Origin of the sequence: Pandoraea cepalis, assembly GCF_902459625.1 — a bacterium.
GTDB lineage: Bacteria > Pseudomonadota > Gammaproteobacteria > Burkholderiales > Burkholderiaceae > Pandoraea > Pandoraea cepalis.
In genome coordinates, this window is record NZ_CABPRY010000008.1 from 211525 (window position 1) to 236142 (window position 24618).

Sequence of the window (24618 nt, forward strand, 5' to 3'; positions counted from 1 at the left end):
ATTCGCCATGTGTGATGAAGAAATAAATTGCCACGAAGAATCTCGCTGATAATGTGAGTAAGGATAATGATGCTGATAGGTAGATTATAAAAAGAAGTATTTGAATAACATCTTTGATTTTTATCATTTACTTTTTTCTTCGTTGAGTTGATCTTGGATGCCCGATGAGATGGCTTCTGAAATGAGAGACCCAGAACCTGATCCGACGATGTTGGATGCGCCATTCGTTATTACATTTTTTGCCGATTCACTAATTGCGTGACCTATCTTTGCTCCGACTGCTGCACCCAGCACGGCTCCGATAATTGGACTCGTGGCTTTCTCGCCTTTCAACGTTGCCCCAATCGCGGCACCACTGGCGCTTGTGGACACAGTCGCGACAATGCCCCGACCTTGAGTTGCCGCTCCGGTCGCAATTGCAACAAGGACGTCGACGGTGCTCATTTCTTGCTCTCCATTGAGTGTTTGCTGGACCATGGCGTTAGTTGTGCCACCAATAGCCGCACCCGCCGCCACCCCGGCCAAGGTCGCAGTGGTGCCACCAGCGATGGACGGCGCTGCCGCCATGAGCATTGCCCAACTTTTCAACAACTCCGTCGCGGGCTGAGCCGCATCCGTCCCCAATCCGCGAAGCAAGTCTGTCTGAGCTTGCTGAATTTCTTCAGCGGATGCGCCGTTCTTCGCCATGAATTCGCCCAACGACGTTGACGCAGCTCCGGCCCTTACGATTCCCTGCGGAAGCTCGAATTGGTTGTTCTCCAGCTCTAGCCTTGACGCGATGCTCGCTGCGGTGGCATCCCCACCCGCTGCGGCCGTGACGCCGGCGACGAGCGATTCAATCAGGTTCATTCGAGCTTCCTTCTCGGGCTGCGAGAGCCCGTCGTTGCGGGTATCCGCGACGGCGTTAAGCAAATTGCCGAGAACCACACTCGCCGCTCCACCCATCGCACCCGCGCCGCAGCTGCTCCCGACCGCAGCCGCACCGGCACAGCCAACGATCCCATGCAAGGCAGTGCGTGCCGTTTCGCTCTTGAGCTCGTCGGCGATCTCCTTGACCTTTTCCACCGCGAGCGTTTGCAGATAGCTCACCGCGGCACGCTGCAGGAATTCGCCTGTGCCTGACGCTAAGTCCAGGGAGGTCGATTTCATTAATTGATGTGAAATATTTATACTTTTCTGTAGTAAAAAAACCATAAAACCATGCCAATCGGAACTCCTACTGTTGATGCTTTCAAGTACTGGTATATTTCTTTTGCGGAGAATGGAAATTCATATTTTAAATCCAAAAATAAAAAGGCGATTGAAATTCCGGAAATGAATGCTGCAACAAACAATCCAATTGGTATTGATATGCAAAGATAAATTAAAACAAATAATGACTTTTTGCTCATTTTTAATTAATTTTGCAGTTGATTTTTTATTTTATTTTGCATTATTTCTGAGGTTATTGAGTCTGCGACGTTGCCTGATATGGATGGAAGGGGGTGTTGAGGGGGTGGCTTTGTAATTGTCCAAAATCCTGTGGGGGTCCACTCATACTGTTTCGATATCGGGTTCATAATTTTATCCATGGGTATTTTAATAACGTTCCCCGCGGCATAGCCTGCGGATGCGCCAGTGCCACTTAATAATCCAGCGATAAACGGATCGTCACCTCTTATTTCTGCTGAATAATAACCACCGACCGCGTTCCACGTCACAGTTGTGTTGAAATTCTTTCCTGCGGTTATTGATCCGATGACGGCAGCGCCAATTAAATCTGATAGATTTACATCTTTTTCGATGCCATATTGGATCGCAGAACTCGCCCCACCGGTAACGCCAGCAGCAATCAATTTCTCTTTCCCGCTCGGTCCTGTGATAAAGGCTTTGGCGCTCATAACAATCACCGGCCAACTCGTTGGATCGCTGACCACCGAAAGAACCCTGTCCATTGTCGATATGTTTTCATTCAAGAACTTGAGGTCCTTCCCGTTAAGATATTCGAGTAACGCAGATGCCCCGGGGTCTTTCAGCTTGTCACTCATCCGCACCTGCAGGCCATTCTCGTCCATCGCGACACTTGTACTGGCTCGAATAAGCTCCTCCCACGTCACACAAGCCACACCTCCACCAGTGCACGCCTCGGCCAATTCCTTGCTATTTTTATTGCTTGTATCGATATATTTATTAATAACTTCCTTGCAATTCCCGCCGGATGTTTTGCATGACGACAATTCTTTATCGAGATTTCGCGCTTCTTTTTCGGTCAGGTAATTATTTTCAACTTCGATCTTTGCGCTTGTGGCTGCCGTAGTTGCATCACCTCCCGCGACGGCTGCGATCCCCACCACCACACTTGTGACCAGATTCGCGTGCGCTTCCTTCGCCTCCGCACTCAGGTCGTTGGCGGACTTCCCGCCCGCCTTGTCCAGCAGGTTGTTAAGCACGACGCTCGCCGACGCACCCATCGCTCCCGCGCCACAGTTGCCGCCCGAGGCTGCAGCTCCCGCACAACCCACGATGCCCTGCAAGGCAGCGCGCGCCGTCTCGCTATTCAGCTCATCGGCAATCGCCTTGACCTTCTCTGCGCCCAAGCTCTGCAGGTAATTCACCGCGCCGCGCGTGATCATGTCGCCCATGCCGGCCGTTACGTTCCCTGCAGCAGCTGCAACAATGGCCGTCGCGATACGCCGGTAATCGCCACCCGGGCCCCATTGCTGCGCGTCGGCTAGTTGTGAGTCCAGCTCGGCCCGCTTGGTCGGATCTGTCTCCTTATCGCGCGCCTTTTTCAGCTCGTCAGCCTCCTTAGCCCGATTCTCTACAAACGTCCCCACCTCGCGCTGAAGCGTCCGCATGATCTCGAAGCTGGTTTCGATCTGCTCCTTGTCGAATTTATTGGCGAGTGTGCCGCTGCCGTCCTTGTCTGACGACACGTCGCGGTTGACGGCAGCTACGGTTTCCTTGGCCGTCTTGCCAGTTCGTTCCAGTTGGCTGACTTCGTCGGTGATCTCGATCACCCCCGCACTGATGCCGCTGCGCGTCGTGCTCGATGCGCTATCGCCAGCGGCCACCACCACCGGCGGCTTAATGCTCACCGGACCCGTTTTCGGCAGCTCGCTGCCCGGTGTGGCGTTCGCACCGGTTTGCGCATCCCCCTTCTGGTCCGTGCCGACCTTGGCGTTGTCTCCGAAGCCCATGCTGACACCGCCCCCCAGGCTGATGCCGAAGGCGTCGTACTCTGCGTGGTTTTCCACATCACGGGTCGTCAAAGAACCGGTTTTCAGACGGTTCCTATCCTCGTCAGCGGCCTTGTCGGTCGACGCGATGATGGCGCCGGTCAGATCGGTGTTGCCCTTGACGGTGACATCGAAACCTCCATCGCCCGCCTTGATTCCCGACTGCTCCGTGACGCTGGCGAAATCGCTGTTGACCTGCTGATGGCTGACGTTGATGCTGCCGGACGCACCACCCAACCCCACCGTGGCGCTTCCCCCGATCGACTGATCCTTCGATGCGTAGACGCTGGTGTCCTGCAGGCTCTCGATGTTCAAATCGCCGCCGACGTTGGCAACGACTCGTTCGCCGACCACCGTCCCGCCTCTAATGTTCGTGTCGCCACCAGAGACGATCTCGGCCACGCCGCCCGCCGAGATATGGCTGTTGCGTTGGGTAACGTCCTTGCCGTCCGCCTTGCCACGCGACGCGCTGGCCTTGGCCGTCACCCCCATCGACATGCCATTGGTGCCCATGGAAATGCCCAGGCCGATGCCGCCCGACACGCCGGTGGATCTGCGGTGGTGTTCCGAGGTGTCCTTGGCCGCGAGGATGTCGAGCGTGCCATCGGAGGTGAGCTTGGCGTCGTGCCCGGCGTCGATCTCACTACCCCGAATGAGCAACGACGACTGATCTCCATCGCCGGTGGCCGCAACAGTGACGTTGCCACCAGCACGCACGCTTGAGCCATTGGCCGTTGTGCTGTCGTTGGTCTCGCGGCTTTCGTGCTTGGATCCGCCGACCGTCACCGAGATACTGACGTTGGCCGCATCCTTGAGATTCTTGACGGTATCGGCGGCATTCTTCACCGCGAGTCCGCCGGCGGCGACACCGAGCGCCTTCATGCGCGGGTCCTTGACCTTGCTGACCGCCTTGCCCATCTGACCGACGGACTCCGCGGCATCCAGCAGCGGGCTGGAGACGGCAACGGTCAATCCTGCCTGCTCGACTTCCCGTTCATGCACGCTCTGCTCGCTGTCTTCACTCTCGACAATGGCAACGCGCTTACCCGCAATCGTCACGTCGCCATCGCGGGCAACGACCGTGCTGCCTTCCTGCCGGTAGTCGTTGCCCGCCTGAACGCTGACGTCTCCGGTCACCGAACCGACCACACTCCCGGTTTGCGTGACCTGCTCGCGCCGTTGTTTTTCCTTCTCCGACCGGCTGCCGATGGTGAAGCCCATACCACTTCCGAAGACGCCACTGGTCTGCTTCTCCGTAACGCTCAGCGAGTTGCTGCGGTCTTCCGCGGACGTGATCGTCACGTTCCGCTTCGCCCCGATCGTCATGTCGTCATCGGCCACCACCTGCGACCCGGTGATCGTGACGTCGCGCCCCGCCGCGACCGTGACGCCATCGCCCGACAACGTGCTGCCCGTCGTGCGCGTGCCGTGCGATTCGCGCAAATGTTCTTCAGTCGTGGAGGAGAGGAGGCCCTGCTGGGTCCTTCGCGACCAACGGGTGTCGTCGTAACGGGCTGAAACGCCGCCGATGGTCACATCGCCGGTCGCGACGACGGTGACGTCGGACTTGCCCGCCTTGGCCGACGTCGATGCCGATGCCTTGGCCGACGTCGATGCCGATGCCGCCCCCGATGGTGTGCCATCGCCAGACCCACCGCTCAGATACGAGCCGAGTATTTTCACTTCACCGGTCGTCGCGTCCCCCGACGTCACATACGCGGTGACGCCTCGCTCATCGAGCAGCCGCTCGACAGCCGCGGCTTGCCCGGCGGCGACGGTGATCCCGCTGCCGCCCTGAACTTGACTACCGCGCACGGTTTCTTCATACGAGTCCACCGACGCGGCATAGGTGTCGCTGTTCACACGACCCGAGTCCGTGATGCTGCCGATGGCCGCGCCAATCTCCACGTCGCGGGCTGCCGCAATGACGACCGTCTTGCCCGCGTCGATACCGGTGCCCGCGGTGGACGCGTCGCGTCCCGCCACGACGGTAACGTTGCCGCCCGTGTTGACGGTGGCCGTCAGTTGGTCCGTGACCTGCGTGTAATTGTGGTTATCTCCCGATCCGCCGCCGAATTCGCGGTTCAACGCCACCGCGCCCAGCGAGATGTCGCGTCCGGCGGCCAAGCCGGCGTCGCCACCGGCGTCGATTTCCGCACCGTTGACCGAGAGATCTCGCCCCGCTGTGATCACCAGCGAATCCAGTGCACCGATGCGCCCCTGCGATTCGACAGTAGTTGCCGAACCGGACTGCGATCCGTTCACCCACTCGCTCGTATGGGTCTGACTGGCGACGACAACGTCTCGTCCGGCGGTGACATTGACCTGCTTGCCCGCAATTTCACCGCCGATGTTGCGCATATCGCGTTCGGCAACCACTTCCACCTGACCAACACTGCCCAAGCCGCTCGTGCCGCCGATCACGCCGCGATTGTCGACGTCTCTCGCATGGACCCGAGTGCTCGTGTCGCCGACGATCTGGCCGCTATTGTTGAAGTCGTTCGTTGCCTCGACAACGACGTCCCGGCCGGTGACCAGTGCGCCGCCGGGTTGCATGACGACGCGTTTGCCATGTGCCAGATACACCGTGGGCACCAGCACGGTCGTCGTGCTGCCGTCCGGCAAGGTGACCGTTTGGCGAACCAGCCAGACGATGTCGTCGGTGAGGGCCCGCATTTGCTCAGGCGTGAGTCGAATGCCCACGCGCAGTTCGAGATCGCGACCGGCGCGGGCACCTTGCGCCAGCAGCGTGCGGAACTCGGCGTCGGCAGTCGCCGTGCCGCCACCCTCTTGGTTGCCCAGCGCCGCGCGTCCCGTCAGGGTCAGCACCTGCTCGCGCACCAGCTTCGCCTCGTAGAAGCCATCGCCGATACGACGCTCGATGCCGGCCGGGTCGACGCCGAGCAACTCGAGCTGGTAGTTGCTGGAGACGAACACACCGTAATCGGTGAACCGCGAATCGGTCTCGACGAGATACGGCTGGTCAGGGGCCGTCACGACCTTGAACAGGGCGCTGCGCGGAAGCTTGAGGTCGGGAATGCCGCCGGAGACGCTATCCAGCGTCTGAATTGCACCCGAGACGTCTGCCGTCGCTGGCGCCGCGGTCACGGGATCGACGCCTGCAGGCGTGCCGGTCGCAACTGTCGTCGTGTCCGTATCGACGGCAACACGCGTCGATGTGCCGACCGCACTGTCCGTTTGCCGGCTGCCGATGATCGTTCCGTCGACGGTGCCGGTCTCGATGGTGACGTCGCGGCCGCGAAGGCTGGTCGTCTGGTTCGACGTGATCAGACTGGGCAGCCCCCCGACGATGGAGCGCCGTTCCGTCACGTCGAGATCGACGGTCGTGAACCAGCTGTCGCTGTTGCCGCTCTTCTCGTGCCAATACAGATCGGACGATTGCGCGATGCGCTCCACGCGCTCAAGCCCGACGCTGCGGCTCGTGATTTGACCGCCGTTGCCGCGAACCTGCAGGTCGCCGCCGGCGCTGATCGTCGACGCATGATTCAACGCGGTGCCGTTGTCCACGTTCAGGCGGATCGTGCCTTGCGACGTGATGACGCCCGGCGCGGCGACGTCACCCAGCACGTCGGTCGTGCTGCGAACGGTAATGCGGCGACGGTACTCGTTGGTGTCGCGGCCGTCCTCGATGCCGTGTCCACGGCGGAAGATCCGCACGCCTTCCTCTGAATCCCCGGTAATGGTCTGACGGGACTGGTCGACGACGGTGGGCCGGATGTGCTCGCCGGGATCGTAGTCGGGCCAGAACTGGATGACCCAATTGCCGTTGCCATCGTCCGCGATCGACTCGAAATGCTGAACGGCGCGTTGGGTGATGTTGCGGGAGCTGTAATCTTTCGAGAAGAAGTTCCGCTTGTACAACTCGATGATGGGGTGCTCCAGCGAGAACGTCTTCTTGTCGGTGTCGAGCGCCGTCACCCCGCGCTTGGCGATCGTGACGCTGATGGGGCTGTTCACTACGTGGAGCTTCTCTGCTGAGAGTGCCGCGCGCGCTTCACGTCCCCAACGCCACTGCGTAAAGGCTTGGTTGCGCGGATTCGGGATCAGGCGTGTTTGTCGCACGACTTTGCCGAACTGGTTGGTCTCTTCGTAGGTCTCCTCGATCATCGCCGGTTCGCCGTTCACGCTCAGGCTATGGCTCGTATGCTCGGTCGGCAATTCTTCGCAGGCGGACGCCGTGCCGGCAGCGCAGCGTGCCCGGCTGCCCGATTCCCTCGGCAGCGCCACGTAGCCGGCGATCCAGACGTCGCGCACCGTCTGGGTCTCGCCCGCGTCGCCGGCTCGCACAATGTTGATGTAGCTGCGCTCGTTCACGAACTCGCGCGTCGCGATGTCGACATCGCCACCCGCTTCGAGGACGGCCGATCGGTTGATGAAGCTACCGGTTTGCTGCGTCAGGTAGCCCTGCGCATCGCGCGTCTCGCCCGCGGCGACACGCAGGGTGCCCAGGCTGTAGAGCGTCGCGCCGTTCTCGTTGAGGACATTGCCCGTGACGAAGAGATCCAATTGCTGCGTTGCCGCCAGCACGGCGCGCTCGCCCGTGTTGACGAAGCTAGCGCCGTCGAATCGGATGCGGCCGCCGATGACGGCGCCGGTGTTCGTGAAGCGGGCGCCGATGAGGCTGACCTCGTCGCCATCGATGCGTGTGTCGTTGGTGATGTCGTCCGCCACGGTGACGAACACCGAGCCGGCGCGCAAGCGGCCTTGCGCCGTGTTGACGACGCGTGCCGCGTTCACCGTGAGTTGCTTCATGGCCCCGAGCGCGCCGTGAACGCGCAACAAGCCGCCGACGTCGAGCTTGAGACTGCCGTTCGCCTGCCAGGCGTGGTCGACGCCATAGGTAAAGTCGCCCGGCAACGAGACGTGCAGATCGTTGCCCGCCCGTAATCGCGCACTGCCGCGCAGGCGCTCGGTGCGCAGGATCAGATTCTGATTGACGGCGATTTCGCCGGCCTGGTGGGCCAGTTCGGCCACGGCGACGGACGCATCGCGACGCGCATGAACCGTCCCGGTGTTCTCGAACGACCGCGTTCGTTGCGTCTCGCGCCACATCACGCCGAGATCGGCGCCCGAGAACAGGCTTCCACCATTGCCGAGGGTGTCGCGCACGCTCAGCGATAGGTCCGCACCGGCACTGATCAGCGCGTTCGGGCCATTCATCAGCGCGAACGTGGTGATGGAGACGCGACCGTTACCGCCCAACAGTCCGTCCGGACGATTCGCCGACGAAGGGCGGGTCAGCGCATTCGTGATCGCGTTCGCCGTGAGGGTCATGTCGCCGCGCGTGCCGTTGACGATCCGGCCGTCGGTGTTGTCGAGCGTGACGGAGGCGAGGGTGAGCGCTTCGTCGCCGCCAGTCGACGGATCGCCTGCGGTCTCAATACTTCCGCGCGTGTTGTCGAGCTTGCCGCCCGCCGCGACGTAGAGCGCCTTGCCGGCATGCATCACGCCATCCGCGTTCGTGATGTTTTCATCCGCTGTCGTGGTCAACGGGCCATGCGCTTGCAGCCGCCCGAAGCGATTGTCGATGTCTCGGGTCGAGGTGAGCTTGAGCGATCCGCCGGCGGCGATCCATGCACCCTCGAGGTTGTCGATACCATTGGCCGACACGTTGACGGCACCGTTGCCGGCAATGCTGCCGACGGACTTCGCCGCGTTTCCGGCAGAGGCGCGATTGCGTAGCCGTTCGCGCAGGACGATGTCGACGGCTCCGGTGCCAGCGTTCGCGACGCGGCCACCGGCGTTGTCCAGTTGTCGCCCGGACAAGCGCAGGTATCCATAGGGCGCGCTGACGTCGAATGTCCCCAACCCGTTGTCGAGGTTGCCGGTGGCCGCGATGCGCAAGGCGTCGCGTGCGCTCATTTGGCCGGCGCGATTGACGATGCCGCCACCGGCGACGATGTCTAGGCGCTCGCCCGCCGTGAGGTAGCCTGCCGCGTTCAGTAGATCCGAGGCGGTCGTCAGCGCAAGGGACTTGCCCGCATGCAGCCGACCCCCAGTGTTGTCGAAGCTGCCCGCCGTGACGGTGACGTCCGCATTGGCCGCGATTCGGCCGCCTTCCGTGTTGGTCAACTTATCTTGAACGGCCAGGGTCGTGGGGGCTTGGCCGCTGTTGAGCAGGGCCCCCGCCGCGTTGTCGACATTGCGAGCCTTCACCCGTAGCGCGTCGCCGGCTTCGACCGAACCCGCGCGGTTAGCCAGCGTCTCGCCGACCTCCAGCGTCACGGACTTCCCCGCCAGCCGCCCCGACGCGTTGTTCAGACTCGCGTCGACGTTCGCGTTCAAGCGTCTCAATGCCGTCATGCGGCCGTGGGCATTCGTCAGCGACGTTACACGCAACAACAAGTCGCCGTTCGTGCCAACGCGGCCCTCGCGATTGTCGAGCGACTGCCCCTTGATGGACAACTTGCCGTACCCGGCATGTGCCACGGTGCCAACCGAGTTGTCGAATTCGGTGGCGTCCAGGTTGGCGTCACCGGCGGCGAAGTGGATCTCGCCCTCGCGATTTTGAAGACGCCCGCCGATGCTCAATAGTGCCGAGTGATCGGCGCCGGTGCCTGTCTGGCGGATCGCCCCGACGCCGTTGTCCAGGTGCTGGGCGTTCACCGCAAGCGAAGTCGCCTGCATCTGCCCGCGCGTGTTGCCGATCGTGTCGGCACGCAGGATCAATGCCTCGCCCGCGCTCAAGCTGCCGCTGGCGTTGTCGAACAGGCCACGAACAGCAAGGGTGACGTGATGCCGCGCGACGATACGCCCCCCTGCGTTCAGCAAGGGGCCCGCGGCATTGGCGACGAGCGACCCTTGCGCCGTCCATGTCCCGCTATTGGAGAGCGATGCGCCTGAGAGCGTCACGTCGCCGCGTCCGGCAATTTGCCCCTGGGTATCGCCCAGACGTGCGTTGTCTATGCGCGTCTCGGCGTGCAGGCGAAGGTCGGCATTGCCCAGCGCCAGCAATCGTCCACCGCGGTTCTCGATGGTGTCCGCCCGCAGCGAAAACAAGCCCCCGGATTGCATCAGCCCGCCGGTGTTCGTCACCAGGCCGAGTAGTCCGGCCGTCAGGGAACGTTTCGCCGAGACGGTGCCGTCATCGTTGCGCCAGGTGCTCGCGTCGATGGACAGGGCGCCGTTGGTGGCGAGCGTCCCGCGCGTGTTGTCGACACCCCCGCTGGCAACGCGGAAGTCGCCCGCGCCAGCGTGCTCGATCTTGCCCGACGTGTTGTCGATGTGCCCGGATGTCAGCGAGAAATCGCTGCCGTTGGCATGTATCTGCCCCTCGCGATTGCGCAGCAGGCCGGACAGCGAGATTCGGAGCGGGGACACGCCCCATTGCGAGAGGCGCCCGCCGCGATTGCTCAGTCCGGAAGCCTCGACGACGAGGCCGGACGTTCTGAGCGTTGCCCCGTCGTGCATCACATCGTGCTGCGCGGCAATTTGCGTGGCGCCCCCGACTTGTGTCGTCGCGCGCGTCATCGTAACGGCGCCGTTGCGTGCGTGCATCCGCAGCCCGCGTAAGGTGTTCGATGTCGCGCCGGTGAAATCGAGGGCGTCGCCGATCAAGGCGATGTCGCCGGTGGCCGAATGGGTACCCCCGGCTTGCATCAGGCCCGCGGTGGAGAGCGACAGGTTGCCTGTTTCCCCGTGGGTGCCGTCGGCGTTGGCACCGGCAGCCATCGCGCCAGAGGACGCCACGGCCGCCGCATTGGCGACCAGATGTCGCCCTGCCGACACGGTGCCGGTATGGCGCCACGTGCCGCCGGCATCGAGCGTCACGTCACGCGCTCCGCGCAGGGTGCCCGAACTGACGAGGTCGCGCGTGCTTCGCAGCGTCATTGCGCCGTCGGCTACCGTCTCGCCACGGATGGACAAGTCACCGGCAGCGGTTGCGTGCAGGTCCTCGCGCGCGCTCAGCCGTCCGCCAATCTGAAGTTGCCCGGCGCTGTTCAGCACCAGCGACCCCTGGTTGGCGGTGATGTGCCCGTCTACGTTGACGCCCACGCCGGCTTCGGTGCCAATGAGCCGGATTTTCCCGGCATACATGCCGCCCAGACGGGAGACGTCGAGCGCGAAGGGCGGCGCGCCGCTCGCGGACACGACGCTGCTGTTCACGCCGAACGTCGCCGCGTCGATCTCGTTCAGGCCCGCGATGACCTCCAGTTGTTGCGCGTGAACGGCGGCGTTCACCTCGACGGCGCGGGCCAGCAAGGCGGCGTGCGCCAGGTTGCTGGCGTTCAGGCCGCTGCCGGTAATGAGCAGGCGCCCGTCGGTCACGCGAAACGCTTCGAGCGAGCCGGTGCCGCCAAACACCGGCAGGCCGGTAGTGAGTACGCCACGATCGGTGTTGATGAAACCGCAGCCGTCGCAGGTGAGCCCATTGGGGTTGCTGACGATGACTTCGGCCCGTTGCCCGGCCACTTCGAGATAGCCGGCGAGGCGCGATGGCAGCGCCCCGGTGACCTGGTTGACGATGATTCGCGCTGGTGCGCCCGCGAGGTTGGGGTTGCCGGGCACGAGACCGCCGATTTGCGTCTGCACAATGGAGCGCGAGTTGTTGAGAATCGCCCCTTGCGTGGGAACGTCGAACTGCTGGTACTGGTTTTGCGAAACGCCCGCTGCGCTGGGTGCCGTGATGTTGACGAGCGGCAAGCCGTTCGGCGTGGTGCTGACGCCGGGCGCATGAGGGCCGGGGGTGGCAACGATTTGCGATGCCGCAGTGATCGGGAAGCCGAGGGCGAGCAGCGCGGGCACGAGCGCAGAACGAAGCGGATGCAGGACGTGGTGCCGCGGCGCTACCGCAGGCGTAGCGCCCGGCAGGTGACGACGCGAATTGCGCCCGCATCCGGGCGTTCGGCCGCGCCGAACGTTCTCGCCGACCGCGACCCACTGGCGTTGGACATGGCTGAAGATCAGATGGAAGCAACGTGTGTTCATGGTCGGGACTCAGTAGCGAAGGGCGATCGAGATGCCGGCAACGGCGGCGTTGACGGGAAACCGGGCGGGGCGCAGGAGGGGTTTGGCGACGAACACGTCGTAGCTGGCGTTGCCCCACGGGCCGCCGTACGTGCCGATTTGTCCGCGCAGGCCGATGACCGCGCCGGCCAGTTGGGTGCCGGGAAGGTAGCGGGCGCTCGGGCCGAACACCCGGCCGTAGTCCACACCCACGTACGCGGCGTGCGCACTCGTCGCGATTGGCACGTGCAATTCGTTGCGAAGGAAGAAGCCGCGCTCGGCGCTCAGGGTCTGGTCGCCGGTGAAGCCGCGCACGCTGTACCGGCCGCCGATGGCGATCTGGTCGACGGCCCACAAGGCGTTGGCGGTGGTCTGTGCGTGGAGCGTGCCGACATACCGGATGGGGAAACGCTCCACGGGGAGTGGTACGGACCACTGCACGTCCAGCGTGAACATGCGGTACCGATACGTCTGCTTCGTCGGCTGGCGGGTGACGGGATCGCGCAGGTCGTCCTGTGCGCCGAACCAAGGCATGCCTTGCCGGTAGCTCAGCGCTAGGTCCGCCTGCGCCGCACCGAAGTAATGCCGGTGCGTGGTCCCGATTTGCAGATAGGTGTTGTTCCGATACTGCTGCGAGATCTCGAAGTCTTCGATGAAGCTCTTGCCGAAACGGCGTCCCAGCCGGGCGTCGAGTGCCGTCTTGCCACGGCTGTCGCGATGGACCACGCGCTCCAGCCGCAGTTCGACCGTCTGGTTGCGCCCGCTCGACACGAACGATTCGTTGGCCCCCGCAATGCGTTGGAAGTAAGCGCGCGTGCTGCCGAAGATCGAGACGGTGTGGTAACCCCAGGGCACCGAATAACTGGCGCTCGCGCCCCGGGTGCCGAACCGGTCGTCGCCGGTCGACAGGTCGTGCTGGACGGCAACATCGAGAAGGTCGTTCAGGCCGAGCGGGTTATCGACGCCGATCGCCAGTTGACCCTGCAAGCGCCCGGTGTCGCGCGTACCGCCGTTATCGACGGAGGCCAGCAGACGCCACGGCCGTTGCCGTTGCACGTCGATCAGGACCTCGCTAGATCCGGGCGTGTCACCGGGCTCGATGCGAATATCGGCATCCTGGCTCGGCAGGCGCTTGAGTTGTTCGAGTCCCTGCTCCAGCGCGCTCAGCGAGAGCAAGTCACCGTCGCGCAAGGGGACTGCGGACCGCCAGGTGCCGCGTGTGGCCGGATCCGAGAAGCGCATCGCCGAGACGGTGCCGGGGATGACCTGGAGCGTCAGATGCCCATCGGCCATATCCTGCTCGGGAACGATCACGCGTGTGGTGACCCAGCCCTCGGTCAGGATCGCTTGGGTGACCACTGCGGCAACCCGGGCCACCCCGTTCGTGCCGGCGCACTGTCCGACGAACGGCACGATCGCTGCTTCGACAGACGCGAAGGGCGCTGGCAGCGGGGCGCCGCCCAGGCCCGTGAGCGTGACGCTGCGCAGCGCAACGCAGGGCGATTCGGCGGGAAGCCGTAGGTTGTCTTGCGCGGCCAGTGCGCCGTCGGGGAGGGCGGGCAGGCGAACGTCGGGCGCGTCGGCGCGTTGTTCGCGCTCGTCGGCCTCCCGGCGCTGGCGCTCCAGTTGTTCGTCCTGCACGCCTTGCCGCACGGCGTCGTGCAACGCGGACGGGTGGCCTTGCGCGATGCCGGTCGGGCACTGAAGCGCGAGCCCACACGCCAGCAGGCTCGCGCGCAGGACGGCCGGTGTGCAAAGGACGTGGGGGACGCGAGGAGCGCAAGGGAGGTAAGGGACTACGGCGCCAAGGCGGCGATGCAGCGATGCGATGAAGACCGGACGGTCACGATGTACCACGGATGATGTTGCCCTTTTTTGTAGTCGAAACGGGGCATCGCGACATCACGCGCACGCCGGAATCCGCCATGGCGGAGATCGACGCGCACGCAGACGCGAATGCGCAAAAAGGGCGCAACAGTGAGCATGGTGAACATGCAGCAGCCGGGGGGCTTACACCCTGGCGTCAGGCCAGAGGTTGGAAGGAACCGTGAGTGACACGACGGCGAGAATTCTGGCAGACGGGCATTGCCAAGTATTTCGGTTTTGGACCCATTGGCAAAATTTCGGAATCGTCCGATGGTCGCCTCAGACGATTCCCCTTCTAAGGGCTTTCCCGACCCGTTGAACATCAGGGTCTGACCACCTTGCCGGCCGCATTTTTTTTCGCTAGTATTTTAGGTATAAACTATTTACGATTTAACAAAGATCGGCGAATGCGGCGCGATCTGTGAATCCGGAGGCTGGAGATGAATATCGTCTGTATCGGTGGCGGTCCTGCGGGCCTGTATTTCGGGTTGTTGATGAAGCTGCGCGATCCGTCGCATCGTGTGGTGGTGGTCGAACGGAATCGGCCCTACGACACGTTCGGCTGGGGCGTCGTGTTCTCCGATGCCACCATGGACAACCTTCAGGAGGCCGATCCGGAGAGTGCCGCGCAGATCAACGCCGCCTTCAACCGGTGGGATGACATCGACATCCACTTCGAAGGGCGCACGATCACCTCGGGCGGTCACGGCTTCATCGGCATCGGCCGCAAGAAGCTGCTCAACATCTTGCAGGCGCGCTGCGAAGCGCTCGGCGTCGAACTGGTTTTCGAGACCGACGTGGCCGACGATGACGAGATCGCCCGCCGCTATCAGGCCGACCTGGTGATCGCGTCGGACGGCCTGAACAGTCGCATCCGTACCCGTTACGCCGACACCTATCGCCCGGACATCGATACGCGGCAGAATCGTTTCGTCTGGCTCGGTACGCATCAACGCTTCGACGCCTTCACGTTCGCCTTCGAGAAGACCGAGCACGGCTGGTTTCAGGCGCACGCCTATCAGTTCGATGCCGACACGTCGACGTTCATCGTCGAGACGCCCGAGGAAGTCTGGCGCGCCCACGGCATCGATCGAATGAGCCAGGAAGAGGGCGTGAAGTTCTGCGAAAACCTCTTCGCGAAGTACCTCGGCGGCCATGAACTCATGAGCAACGCCAAGCACCTGCGCGGCTCGGCCATCTGGATCCGCTTCCCGCGCGTGATCTGCGAACATTGGGTGCACTGGCGCGATGTCGACGGCAAGCGCGTACCCATCGTCCTCATGGGCGACGCCGCCCACACCGCGCACTTCTCGATCGGCTCGGGCACCAAGCTCGCGCTGGAAGACGCCATCGCCCTCGCCGACGGTCTGCGCAGCGAGGGCATCGATGCCCTGCCGCGCGTGCTGGCCGACTACGAAGCCGCGCGCGGCGTCGAAGTGCTCAAGATTCAGAACGCCGCCCGGAATTCGACGGAGTGGTTCGAAACCGTCGATCGCTATGCTCGCTTCGCGCCGGAGCAATTCGCTTACTCGCTGCTCACGCGCTCGCAACGGATTTCTCACGAGAACCTGCGCGTGCGCGACCCCGCCTATGTCGAAGGCTTCGAAGACTGGCTCGCCAAGCGTTCCGGCGTGACGCGCGCCGACGGCCAGCAGGCGATTCCGCCGATGTTCACCCCGTACCGGGCGCGCGAACTCACGCTCAAGAACCGTATCGTGATGTCGCCGATGGCCATGTACTCGTCGGTCGACGGTGTGCCGGGCGACTTCCACCTCGTACACCTGGGCAGCCGCGCGCTGGGCGGTGCGGGCATGATCGTCGCGGAGATGACCTGCGTGTCGCCCGACGCACGCATCACGCCGGGGTGCCCCGGCCTGTGGAACGATACGCAACGCGACGCGTGGAAGCGCATCGTCGACTTCGTGCACGCGGGCAGCGACGCCAGGATCGCCATGCAGATCGGCCACGCCGGTCGCAAGGGCTCGACGCGGCTGGCCTGGGACGGCATCGACCAGCCGCTCGACGACGGCAACTGGCCGCTGATCTCGGCCTCGCCGCTGCCTTACATCGAGGGCGTGTCGCAGACGCCGCGCGAGATGACCCGCGCCGACATGGACCGCGTCAAGGACGACTTCGTGCACGCCGCCCGTCGCGCTGCCGAGGCAGGCTTCGACTGGCTCGAACTGCACTGCGCTCACGGCTATCTGCTCTCGAGCTTCATCTCCCCGCTCACGAACCAGCGTCAGGACGCGTACGGCGGCTCGCTGGAGAACCGGCTGCGTTATCCGCTGGAAGTCTTCCATGCTGTGCGCGATGTCTGGCCGGCGGCCAAGCCGATGTCGGTGCGGATTTCGGCACACGACTGGGTCGAAGGCGGCATCACGCCGGACGACGCCGTGACGATTGCGCGCGCCTTCAAGGACGCTGGTGCGGATCTCATCGACTGCTCGTCGGGCCAGGTCAGCAAGGACGAGAAGCCGGTCTACGGGCGCATGTTCCAGACGCCGTTTGCCGACCGTGTGCGCAACGAGGCCGGCATTCCGACGATGGCGGTGGGCGCGATTTTCGAGGCGGATCACGTGAACAGCATCATCGCGTCGGGCCGTGCCGATCTGTGCGCGCTGGCGCGACCGCACCTCGCCGATCCGTTCTGGACGCTGCACGAAGCCGCGAAGATCGGCTACAAGGATCTGCCGTGGCCGTCACAGTACTATGCGGGCAAGCGGCAGTACGAGACCAATCTGGAGCGTGCGGCCGCCTACGCTCAACAGATCGGTAAATAAGGACAGTTCATGACGTCAACGACAATCTCGGCTGGCGCATCGCCCGCATCGCTCGCGGGTGTGCATGCGCTGGTGACGGGCGGCGCGCGCGGTATCGGTGAGGCCGTGGCCCGGTCACTGCTGGCGCAGGGCGCACGGGTGACGCTGCTCGGACGCAATCAAGCCACGCTCGCGAGCGGTGCACACGCCTTGGCCGCGCATGGCAAGGTGGCCTGGGTCAGTGCGGATATCTCGGATGCCTCCGCCGTCGCCGCGGCCTTTGCAGGCGCGGCCGGGCGCTTCGGGCCGGTGCAGGTGCTGGTGAACAACGCGGGGCAAGCACTCAGCGCGCCATTCGGCAAGACGGACAGCGCGCTCTGGCAACAAATGATCGACGTCAACCTGACGGGGACGTTTCACTGTATTTCCGCCGCGCTGCCCTCGATGCTGTCGGCCGGGTGGGGCCGCATCGTGAACGTGGCGAGTACCGCCGGGCTGATCGGGTATCCGTATGTCACTGCGTATTGCGCGGCCAAGCACGGCGTGGTCGGGCTCACGCGCGCACTGGCGCTCGAAGTGGCGAAGAAAGGGGTGACGGTGAATGCCGTTTGCCCGGGGTATACGGAAACGGATATCGTGCGCGACGCGGTGGCGAATATCGTCGCGAAGACCGGTCGCGGTGAAGACGACGCGCGCGCCGAGTTGGCCCGCCGCAATCCGCAGGGCCGTCTCGTGCAACCGCAAGAGGTGGCCGACGCCGTGCTGTGGCTCTGCCAGCCGGGCGCCGGTGCCGTGACAGGACAATCGATCGCGGTGGCGGGCGGCGAAGTGACCGTCGGCTAAGCACCCATGCACTTACTATTTGAGGAGATCGGCCAATGAGCGACGTGAAATTGACGATGGCGCATCACAAGCGCCCGTTCGCGAACTATGAAGCCCAGCACTTTCTGTGGTCGGTGTCGAACGACGCGCAAGGGCGCGCGAGCGTGGGCACGATCACGCTGAATCGTCCCGACAAGAAGAATCCGCTGACGTTCGACTCGTATGCGGAGTTGCGCGATCTGTTTCGAGGTCTGGTCTACGCCACGGATATCAAGACGGTCGTCGTGACGGGCGCGGGCGGCAATTTTTGCTCGGGCGGCGACGTTCACGAAATCATCGGCCCGCTCACGCAGATGAGCATGCCTGAGCTGCTCGACTTCACGCGCATGACGGGCGATCTGGTCAAGGCGATGCGAGCCTGTCCGCAGCCGATCGTCAGCGCCATCGACGGGATTTGTGCCGGGGCCGGGGCGATGATGGCGCTCGCCTCCGACATGCGTCTGGGGACGCCGCAGGCGAAGACGGCGTTCCTGTTCGTGCGCGTGGGGCTGGCGGGTGCCGACATGGGCGCGTGCACGCTGCTGCCGCGCATGATCGGACAAGGCCGCGCGTCGGAGTTGCTGTACACCGGTCGCGTGATGACGGCCGAGGAAGGGCTGCAATGGGGCTTTTTCAACGCATTGCATGACGGCGGCGCTGTGCTCTCGGCCGCGCAGACGCTGGCCGATCAGATCGCCTGCGGCCCGACGTTCGCGCACGGCGTGACCAAGAAACTGTTGCATCAGGAGTGGAACATGGGCGTGGACGAGGCCATCGAGGCCGAAGCCGAAGCGCAGGCCATCTGTATGCAGACGAAGGACTTCCGCCGCGCTTACGACGCTTTCGTCGCCAAGCAAAAACCGGTGTTCAAGGGCGACTGACGCGAGCGAGACGATGAGCGATATCACTCCCCACAACGCGCGCAATGGCGACTTTCTGGCGTGGCCGTTTTTCGACGAGGCGCATCGCCGGTTGGGCGCGGAACTCGACGCCTGGTGCACGCGCGAACTGAAGGTCGATCACCACGCGGATACCGACGCGACATGCGTGTCGCTGGTGCGCCAACTGGGTCGCGCGGGCTGGCTGAAGTATTGCGTGAGCGCGAGTCATGGCGGCGCGCTGGATCAATTGGATTCGCGGGCGTTGTGTGTGCTGCGCGAGACGCTCGCGCGTCACGACGGTCTGGCTGACTTCGCCTTTGCGATGCAGGGATTGGGTAGCGGCGCGATCACGCTGGCGGGCAGCGAGGCGCTCAAGCAGCGCTATCTGCCGCGCGTGGCCTCGGGCGAGGCGATTGCGGCGTTTGCGCTCTCGGAGCCGAATGCCGGGTCGGATGTGGCCGCGATGGCGTGTTCGGCCACGCGCGAAGGCGACGACTACGTGCTGAACGGCGAGAAGACGTGGATTTCGAATGGCGGCATCGCGGACTTCTATTGTGTCTTCGTGCGTACGGGCGAGGCGCCCGGCGCCCGCGGTATCAGCGCGTTCGTGGTGGATGCCGACACGCCGGGGCTGACGATTGCCGAGCGGATCGACGTGAGTGCGCCGCATCCGCTGGCGCGTCTGAAGTTCGAGAACTGTCGCGTACCGGCGTCGCAGCGTTTGGGCGAGGCGGGGCAGGGCTTCAAGGTGGCGATGATGACGCTGGATATTTTCCGCGCGTCGGTGGCGGCGGCGGCGCTGGGCTTTGCCCGTCGCGCGCTCGACGAAGGGCTGGCGCGAGCGAAGTCGCGCGAAATGTTCGGGCAGACGCTCGCCGATTTCCAGATCACGCAGGCGGCCTTGGGCGAGATGGCGACGTCGGTGGACGCCGCGGCATTGCTGACGTATCGCGCGGCCTGGCAGCGTGACGTGCAGGGGCAGCGCACGACACGCGAGGCGGCGATGGCGAAAATGTTCGCGACGGAGTCGGCGCAGCAGGTGATCGACCGCGCGTTGCAGATGTTCGGCGGCGCGGGCGTGGTGTCGGGCGCGATCGTGGAGCGTCTGTACCGTGAGATTCGCTCGCTGCGGATCTACGAAGGGGCAACGGAAGTACAAAAACTGATCATCGCGCGCGAACTGCTCAAGGACGGCTGAGCGCGGTCTGTGGCGGCGCGCAGGCGCCAGGCTTGATTACCGGGGGCAAGGAGAAGCACATGGAACGATCTGGACATCTCGACACTTTCGCGCGCGACAATCTGCCGCCCGTGGATCAGTGGCCCGAGTTTCTGCTGGACAATCCGGACGTGGCGTACCCGGCGCGTATCAATTGCGCCGCCGAATTGCTGGATCGCGCGATTGCGCAAGGTCGCGGCGAGGCGCCTGCGATTTATTCGGTGGAGAACGGTCAGACGACGGTCACGACGTATTTCGGTTTGCGCGAGATGGTCGACCGTATCGCGCACGTGCTGCGCAACGACATGGCGCTGGTGCCGGGCAATCGCGTGCTGTTGCGCGGACCCAATAACCTGTTCATGGCGGCGGCGTGGCTGGCGGTGATCAAGGCGGGGCTGGTGGGCGTGCCGACGATGCCGCTCTTGCGCGCGAAGGAACTCAAGCAGATCGTCGACAAGGCGGAGGTCGGTGCGGCGCTGTGCGATGGGCGTCTGAAGGATGAACTGGAGTTCAACCGCCGGGCGGACCATGAGTATTTCTGTCCCGCGTTGACGCGGGTGGTGTACTTCCACGACGTGGGTGAGGACTCACTGGAGGCGCGCATGGCCCGCCAGCCGGCGAGTTTCGAGGCTTGCGATACGGCGGTGGACGATGTCTGCCTGATTGCGTTCACGAGCGGCACGACGGGGCAGCCGAAGGGCACGATGCATTTCCATCGTGATGTGTTGGCGATGTGCGATCTGTTTCCGCGCCATGTGCTCAAGCCGGGGCCGGAGGACATTTTCTGCGGCACCCCCCCGTTAGCGTTCACTTTCGGTACGGGCGGCCTGTTGACGTTCCCGTTGCGTGTCGGAGCGGCAACGGTGTTGTTGGAGAAGCTCACGCCGGACAGTCTGCTGCAGGCGATCGAGCAGTACCGCGCGACGATCTGTTTCACGGCGCCAACGTTCTATCGTCAGATGGCTGCGCTGGTGGGCAAGTACGATCTGTCGAGTCTGAAGAAGACGGTGTCGGCGGGGGAGGCGTTGCCGGATGCAACGCGTCAACTCTGGAAGCAGGCGTCGGGTATCGAGATGATCGACGGCATTGGCGGCACGGAGATGATTCATATTTTCATCTCGGCGGCGAACGGCGACGTGGTGCCGGGCGCGATCGGCAGGCCGGTGCCGGGCTATATCGCGATGATCGTTGACGAGAACATGCAGCCGCTGCCGCCGGGCAAGGTAGGCAAGCTGGCGGTGAAGGGGCCGACGGGGTGTCGATATCTTGCGGACTCGCGTCAGACGAATTATGTGAAGAATGGCTGGAATCTGCCGGGCGATACGTTCCGTTGTGACGAGGCCGGTAATTATTACTATCAGGCGCGCTCGGACGACATGATTGTGTCGGCGGGGTACAACATCGCGGGCCCTGAGGTGGAGTCGGCATTGCTGAAGCACCCGGCGGTAGCGGAGTGCGGGGTGGTCGGCGCGAGCGACGAGGCGCGCGGTCAGATTGTGAAGGCGTATGTGGTGCTCAAGGCGGGCGAGCCGCGCGACGACGCGATGGTGAAGGCGCTTCAGGAGTATGTGAAGGCCAACATCGCGCCGTACAAGTATCCGCGGGCGATTGAATTTGTCGATGCACTGCCGCGCACGGAGACGGGCAAGCTTCAGCGCTTCAAGCTGCGGCAGATGGCGCATTGAGGTGCACTGAGGCGAGGGTGGGGCGCTCCAGTGGGCGCCCACTCACGTTGACGCGGTGTGACGACGAGACATGCGGGGGAGAGGATATGTCGGAAGCTGAGGTGGCGGCGCACGCGTTTGTGAAGCCGTTGTTGGTGCGGTTCAAGCATTGCGATCCGGCCGGGATTGTGTTCTATCCGCGCTATTTCGAGATGATGAACGATCTGGTCGAGGACTGGTGCGCCGAAGGGCTGGGTCTGTCGTTCGGCGAGATGCATTTGCGTAATGCGATGGGCGTGCCGACGGCGAACATTGAGTGTCGCTTCAGTGCGCCGAGTTTTTTGGGCGAGACGCTCCAGCGTTCGCTGGAGGTCTCGCGTCTGGGTCGTTCGTCGATGACGTTGCGCATCCGGTTTTCCGGAGCGAACGACGAGACGCGTTTGCAAGCCACGCTGGTGTTGGTTTGGGTCGCGAAAGGCGAGGGCGGCAGGCCCGCCCCGATCGCGGTGCCCGACGCCCAGCGCGCGGCGATTGTGCGCTTTGCCGCACCTGATTCTGTTATTGAAGGAGTGTCCTGATGCTGCAAGTTCTGCAACCCCCCGAATGGGCGAAGCCGCGCGGCTATGCGAATGGCATGGCTTTCGAGATGACGGCGGGCAGCCGCATTGTGTTTGTCGGCGGTCAGATCGGCTGGAATGGGCAGCAACGTTTCGAGACGGACGATTTCGCGCTGCAGGTGCGTCAGACGCTTGAGAATATTGTGGCGATTCTGGCGGAGGGCAACGCGAAGCCGGAACATATCGTTCGCATGACGTGGTATGTGAAGAATAAGCGCGAGTATGTGGAGTGTTATCGCGCGATTGGAGAGCATTATCGCGCGGTGATCGGTCGTCACTTCCCGGCGATGACGGCGGTGGAAGTGGCCGATCTGGTGGAGGACGAAGCGAAGGTGGAGATCGAGGTGACGGCGGTGGTGCCGGCGGCGTAGATGTTGGGGATGTTGGGTAGGTGAAGGGGGGAAGCAGGATGGCGGGCATGGTCTGACGACGCCGGTTTTTCCTCTCGAAATGCGGCTTATGGCGAATCCGGCTGGGTTGGGGTTTGTCCGTAAGCCGTTTTGCTTTTCAGGACATATAGTCGTTATAGGCACACGTTGCGTGAGCGATCGGTGGCGATCCCGCCGGGAGGTACGCAATCATGAATGAAAACGCGTCGCTATCGCGCGGCAGGGGTTGGCTGTGGCTGTTGTTGCTGCCTTTCGCTGGCGTTCTGTGGGTGCCGTTCTACAACCGGCTCGAGCCGTCTCTCTTCGGTTTCCCGTTTTTCTATTGGTATCAGTTTGCGTGGGTGTTGGTGACTGCGCTGCTTACGGCGTGGGTGCACCGACGCACGGCGCCAACTGACGCTGCGACGGGAGGTCGATCATGAACTGGACGGCTACGGTGGTTTTTGTCGCGCTGTTTGTGTTTGTCACGATCGTGGGGTTCGTGGCGGCGCACTGGCGACGCGGGGATCTCGCGCAACTCGACGAGTGGGGGCTGGCAGGGCGCCGCTTCGGCACGATTGTCAGTTGGTTTTTGCTCGGCGGCGATTTGTATACGGCTTATACGTTTATCGCTGTGCCGGCGTTGGTGTTCGGCGCCGGCGCGCTGGGGTTCTTCGCGTTGCCGTACACGATTCTGGTTTTCCCGTTTGCGTTTGTGGTCTTTCCGAAGCTTTGGCAGGTGTCGCGAAAGCACGGCTATGTGACCGCTGCGGATTTTGTGAGCGCTCGCTACGGCAGCGGTTGGCTAGGGCTGGCGATCGCGGTCACGGGGATCGTGGCAACGATGCCGTACATCGCCCTGCAACTGGTGGGGATCGAGGTGGTGATCGGTGCCCTGGGCTTTCACGCGACAGGCTGGCTCGGCGATTTGCCACTGATTATCGCGTTCGTGATTCTCGCCGCTTACACGTACACCAGTGGTTTGCGCGCACCGGCATTGATCGCGATTGTGAAGGACACGCTGATTTATCTGACGATTATCGCGGCGTTGATCGTGATTCCGATTCGCCTGGGCGGAATGTCGCATGTGTTCGCGGCAGTCCCCGCAGGGAATCTGCTGCTGAAACCGCCATCAGGAGGTTCGCTCGCGGGCTACAGCGCTTATGCAACGTTGGCATTGGGCTCGGCGTTCGCACTGTTCTTGTATCCGCACTCGATTACGGCGCTGCTCAGCGCAAAGAGCGGTAATACGATTCGACGCAATATGGCGCTGTTGCCCGCTTATACGCTGCTGCTCGGGTTGATCGCCTTGCTCGGGTACATGGCGTTGGCCTCCGGGGTGAAGTCGATGCCTCAGTTCGCACCGTATTTCGCGCAATATGGGACGAATTTCGCCGTGCCGGCGCTGTTTCTCTACGCCTTCCCTTCGTGGTTTGTCGGCGTGGCATTCGCCGCTATCGCCATCGGTGCATTGGTCCCCGCCGCCATTATGTCGATCGCCGCCGCGAATCTCTATACACGTAACGTGCATAAGGAATTCCTGAATAAATCGGTGTCCGCCGCGCAGGAGACGCTGATCGCAAAACGTGTCTCGCTCGTGGTGAAGCTCGGCGCGCTGTTCTTCGTGCTGTTCTTGCCGCTTCAGTACGCGATTCAGCTTCAACTGCTCGGCGGCATCTGGATCATTCAGACGCTTCCCGCAATCGTGCTCGGGCTTTATACCCGTTGGCTCGATCATCGCGGCCTGCTGGTCGGTTGGTTCGCCGGTATCGCCGTCGGTACGTGGATGGCCGCTTCTACAGGCTTCAAGTCGTCTGTCTTCGCTCTGCACATCGGCTCGCTCACGATGCCCGGCTATGCCGCACTCTATTCGCTCTTCATCAATCTGGTTGTCGCCGTTCTAGTGACGGCGCTCGTCAAGGTGCTCGGCATGCAACCACGCTCTGATGCCACCCAGCCAGAGGATTATTCAGACGCAGTCCATTCTTGAGGAGGGTGTTTTGCTGGCGGATCGGGGCCTCAACACCGATCCCCTGGACGGACCGGGGCCTGTGCACCGCTCCCCTAGACGGATCGGGGCCTCAACACCACTCCCCTAGACGGACCGGGGCCTCAACACCACTCCCCTAGACGGACCGGGGCCCCTTTCCGCCTCTCAAACATAAACCCAACTCGCTGCAGAAAGGGGCCCCGGTCCG

General features: G+C 63.2%; 14 protein-coding genes. 10 read left to right on the top strand and 4 right to left on the bottom strand.

Annotated elements, in window-relative coordinates:
- Positions 1-123: 123 nt before the first annotated feature.
- The gene (locus PCE31107_RS17195; RefSeq protein ID WP_150610000.1) at positions 124-1194 is read right to left on the bottom strand and encodes a hypothetical protein; all 1071 of its coding nucleotides are present in this window, start codon (positions 1192-1194) and stop codon (positions 124-126) included.
- A gap of 6 nt (positions 1195-1200) precedes the next feature.
- Here PCE31107_RS17195 and PCE31107_RS23430 point away from each other — a divergent pair, with 6 nt between their 5' ends.
- Positions 1201-1362, top strand: coding sequence for a hypothetical protein (locus PCE31107_RS23430; protein WP_174966706.1), 162 nt, complete (start codon positions 1201-1203; stop codon positions 1360-1362).
- A gap of 35 nt (positions 1363-1397) precedes the next feature.
- On the opposite strand, the gene PCE31107_RS17200 is transcribed toward PCE31107_RS23430, so the two are convergent.
- The 3 genes from PCE31107_RS17200 to PCE31107_RS23435 all read right to left on the bottom strand — a co-directional run bounded on the left by PCE31107_RS17200 (position 1398) and on the right by PCE31107_RS23435 (position 14179).
- The gene (locus PCE31107_RS17200; protein ID WP_150610001.1) at positions 1398-12167 is read right to left on the bottom strand and encodes a two-partner secretion domain-containing protein; all 10770 of its coding nucleotides are present in this window, start codon (positions 12165-12167) and stop codon (positions 1398-1400) included.
- 9 nt (positions 12168-12176) lie between these two features.
- Positions 12177-13850 (bottom strand): ShlB/FhaC/HecB family hemolysin secretion/activation protein, encoded by a 1674-nt coding sequence (locus PCE31107_RS17205; protein WP_174966707.1) that lies wholly within the window; start codon positions 13848-13850, stop codon positions 12177-12179.
- 131 nt (positions 13851-13981) lie between these two features.
- Positions 13982-14179: a hypothetical protein gene (locus tag PCE31107_RS23435; RefSeq protein WP_174966708.1), complete on the bottom strand. Its 198-nt coding sequence runs from the start codon at positions 14177-14179 to the stop codon at positions 13982-13984.
- A gap of 312 nt (positions 14180-14491) precedes the next feature.
- Here PCE31107_RS23435 and PCE31107_RS17210 point away from each other — a divergent pair, with 312 nt between their 5' ends.
- The 9 genes from PCE31107_RS17210 (at position 14492) to mctP (ending at position 24410) form a co-directional block, all read left to right on the top strand.
- A complete protein-coding gene (locus PCE31107_RS17210; RefSeq protein ID WP_150610004.1) occupies positions 14492-16834 on the top strand; it encodes a bifunctional salicylyl-CoA 5-hydroxylase/oxidoreductase in 2343 nt (780 codons plus the stop codon).
- Between the two features lie 9 nt (positions 16835-16843).
- A complete protein-coding gene (locus PCE31107_RS17215) occupies positions 16844-17656 on the top strand; it encodes an SDR family NAD(P)-dependent oxidoreductase (RefSeq protein ID WP_150610005.1) in 813 nt (270 codons plus the stop codon).
- Between the two features lie 35 nt (positions 17657-17691).
- Positions 17692-18555 carry an enoyl-CoA hydratase family protein gene (locus tag PCE31107_RS17220; protein ID WP_150610006.1) on the top strand — a complete coding sequence of 288 codons (864 nt, stop codon included), beginning with the start codon at positions 17692-17694 and terminating at the stop codon, positions 18553-18555.
- Positions 18556-18568: 13 nt separating this feature from the next.
- Positions 18569-19753, top strand: coding sequence for an acyl-CoA dehydrogenase family protein (locus tag PCE31107_RS17225; protein WP_150610008.1), 1185 nt, complete (start codon positions 18569-18571; stop codon positions 19751-19753).
- Between the two features lie 59 nt (positions 19754-19812).
- Positions 19813-21456 (top strand): AMP-binding protein, encoded by a 1644-nt coding sequence (locus PCE31107_RS17230; RefSeq protein ID WP_150610009.1) that lies wholly within the window; start codon positions 19813-19815, stop codon positions 21454-21456.
- Between the two features lie 86 nt (positions 21457-21542).
- On the top strand, positions 21543-22013 hold the full coding sequence (locus PCE31107_RS17235; RefSeq protein WP_017231831.1) for an acyl-CoA thioesterase: 471 nt from the start codon (positions 21543-21545) through the stop codon (positions 22011-22013).
- A gap of 2 nt (positions 22014-22015) precedes the next feature.
- A complete protein-coding gene (locus tag PCE31107_RS17240) occupies positions 22016-22423 on the top strand; it encodes a RidA family protein (RefSeq protein ID WP_026131573.1) in 408 nt (135 codons plus the stop codon).
- A gap of 209 nt (positions 22424-22632) precedes the next feature.
- Positions 22633-22863: a DUF3311 domain-containing protein gene (locus PCE31107_RS17245; protein ID WP_130026490.1), complete on the top strand. Its 231-nt coding sequence runs from the start codon at positions 22633-22635 to the stop codon at positions 22861-22863.
- Positions 22860-24410, top strand: coding sequence for a monocarboxylate uptake permease MctP (gene mctP, locus PCE31107_RS17250; protein WP_150610010.1), 1551 nt, complete (start codon positions 22860-22862; stop codon positions 24408-24410). The genes PCE31107_RS17245 and mctP overlap by 4 nt, the downstream gene beginning before the upstream one ends.
- Positions 24411-24618 lie beyond the last annotated feature (208 nt).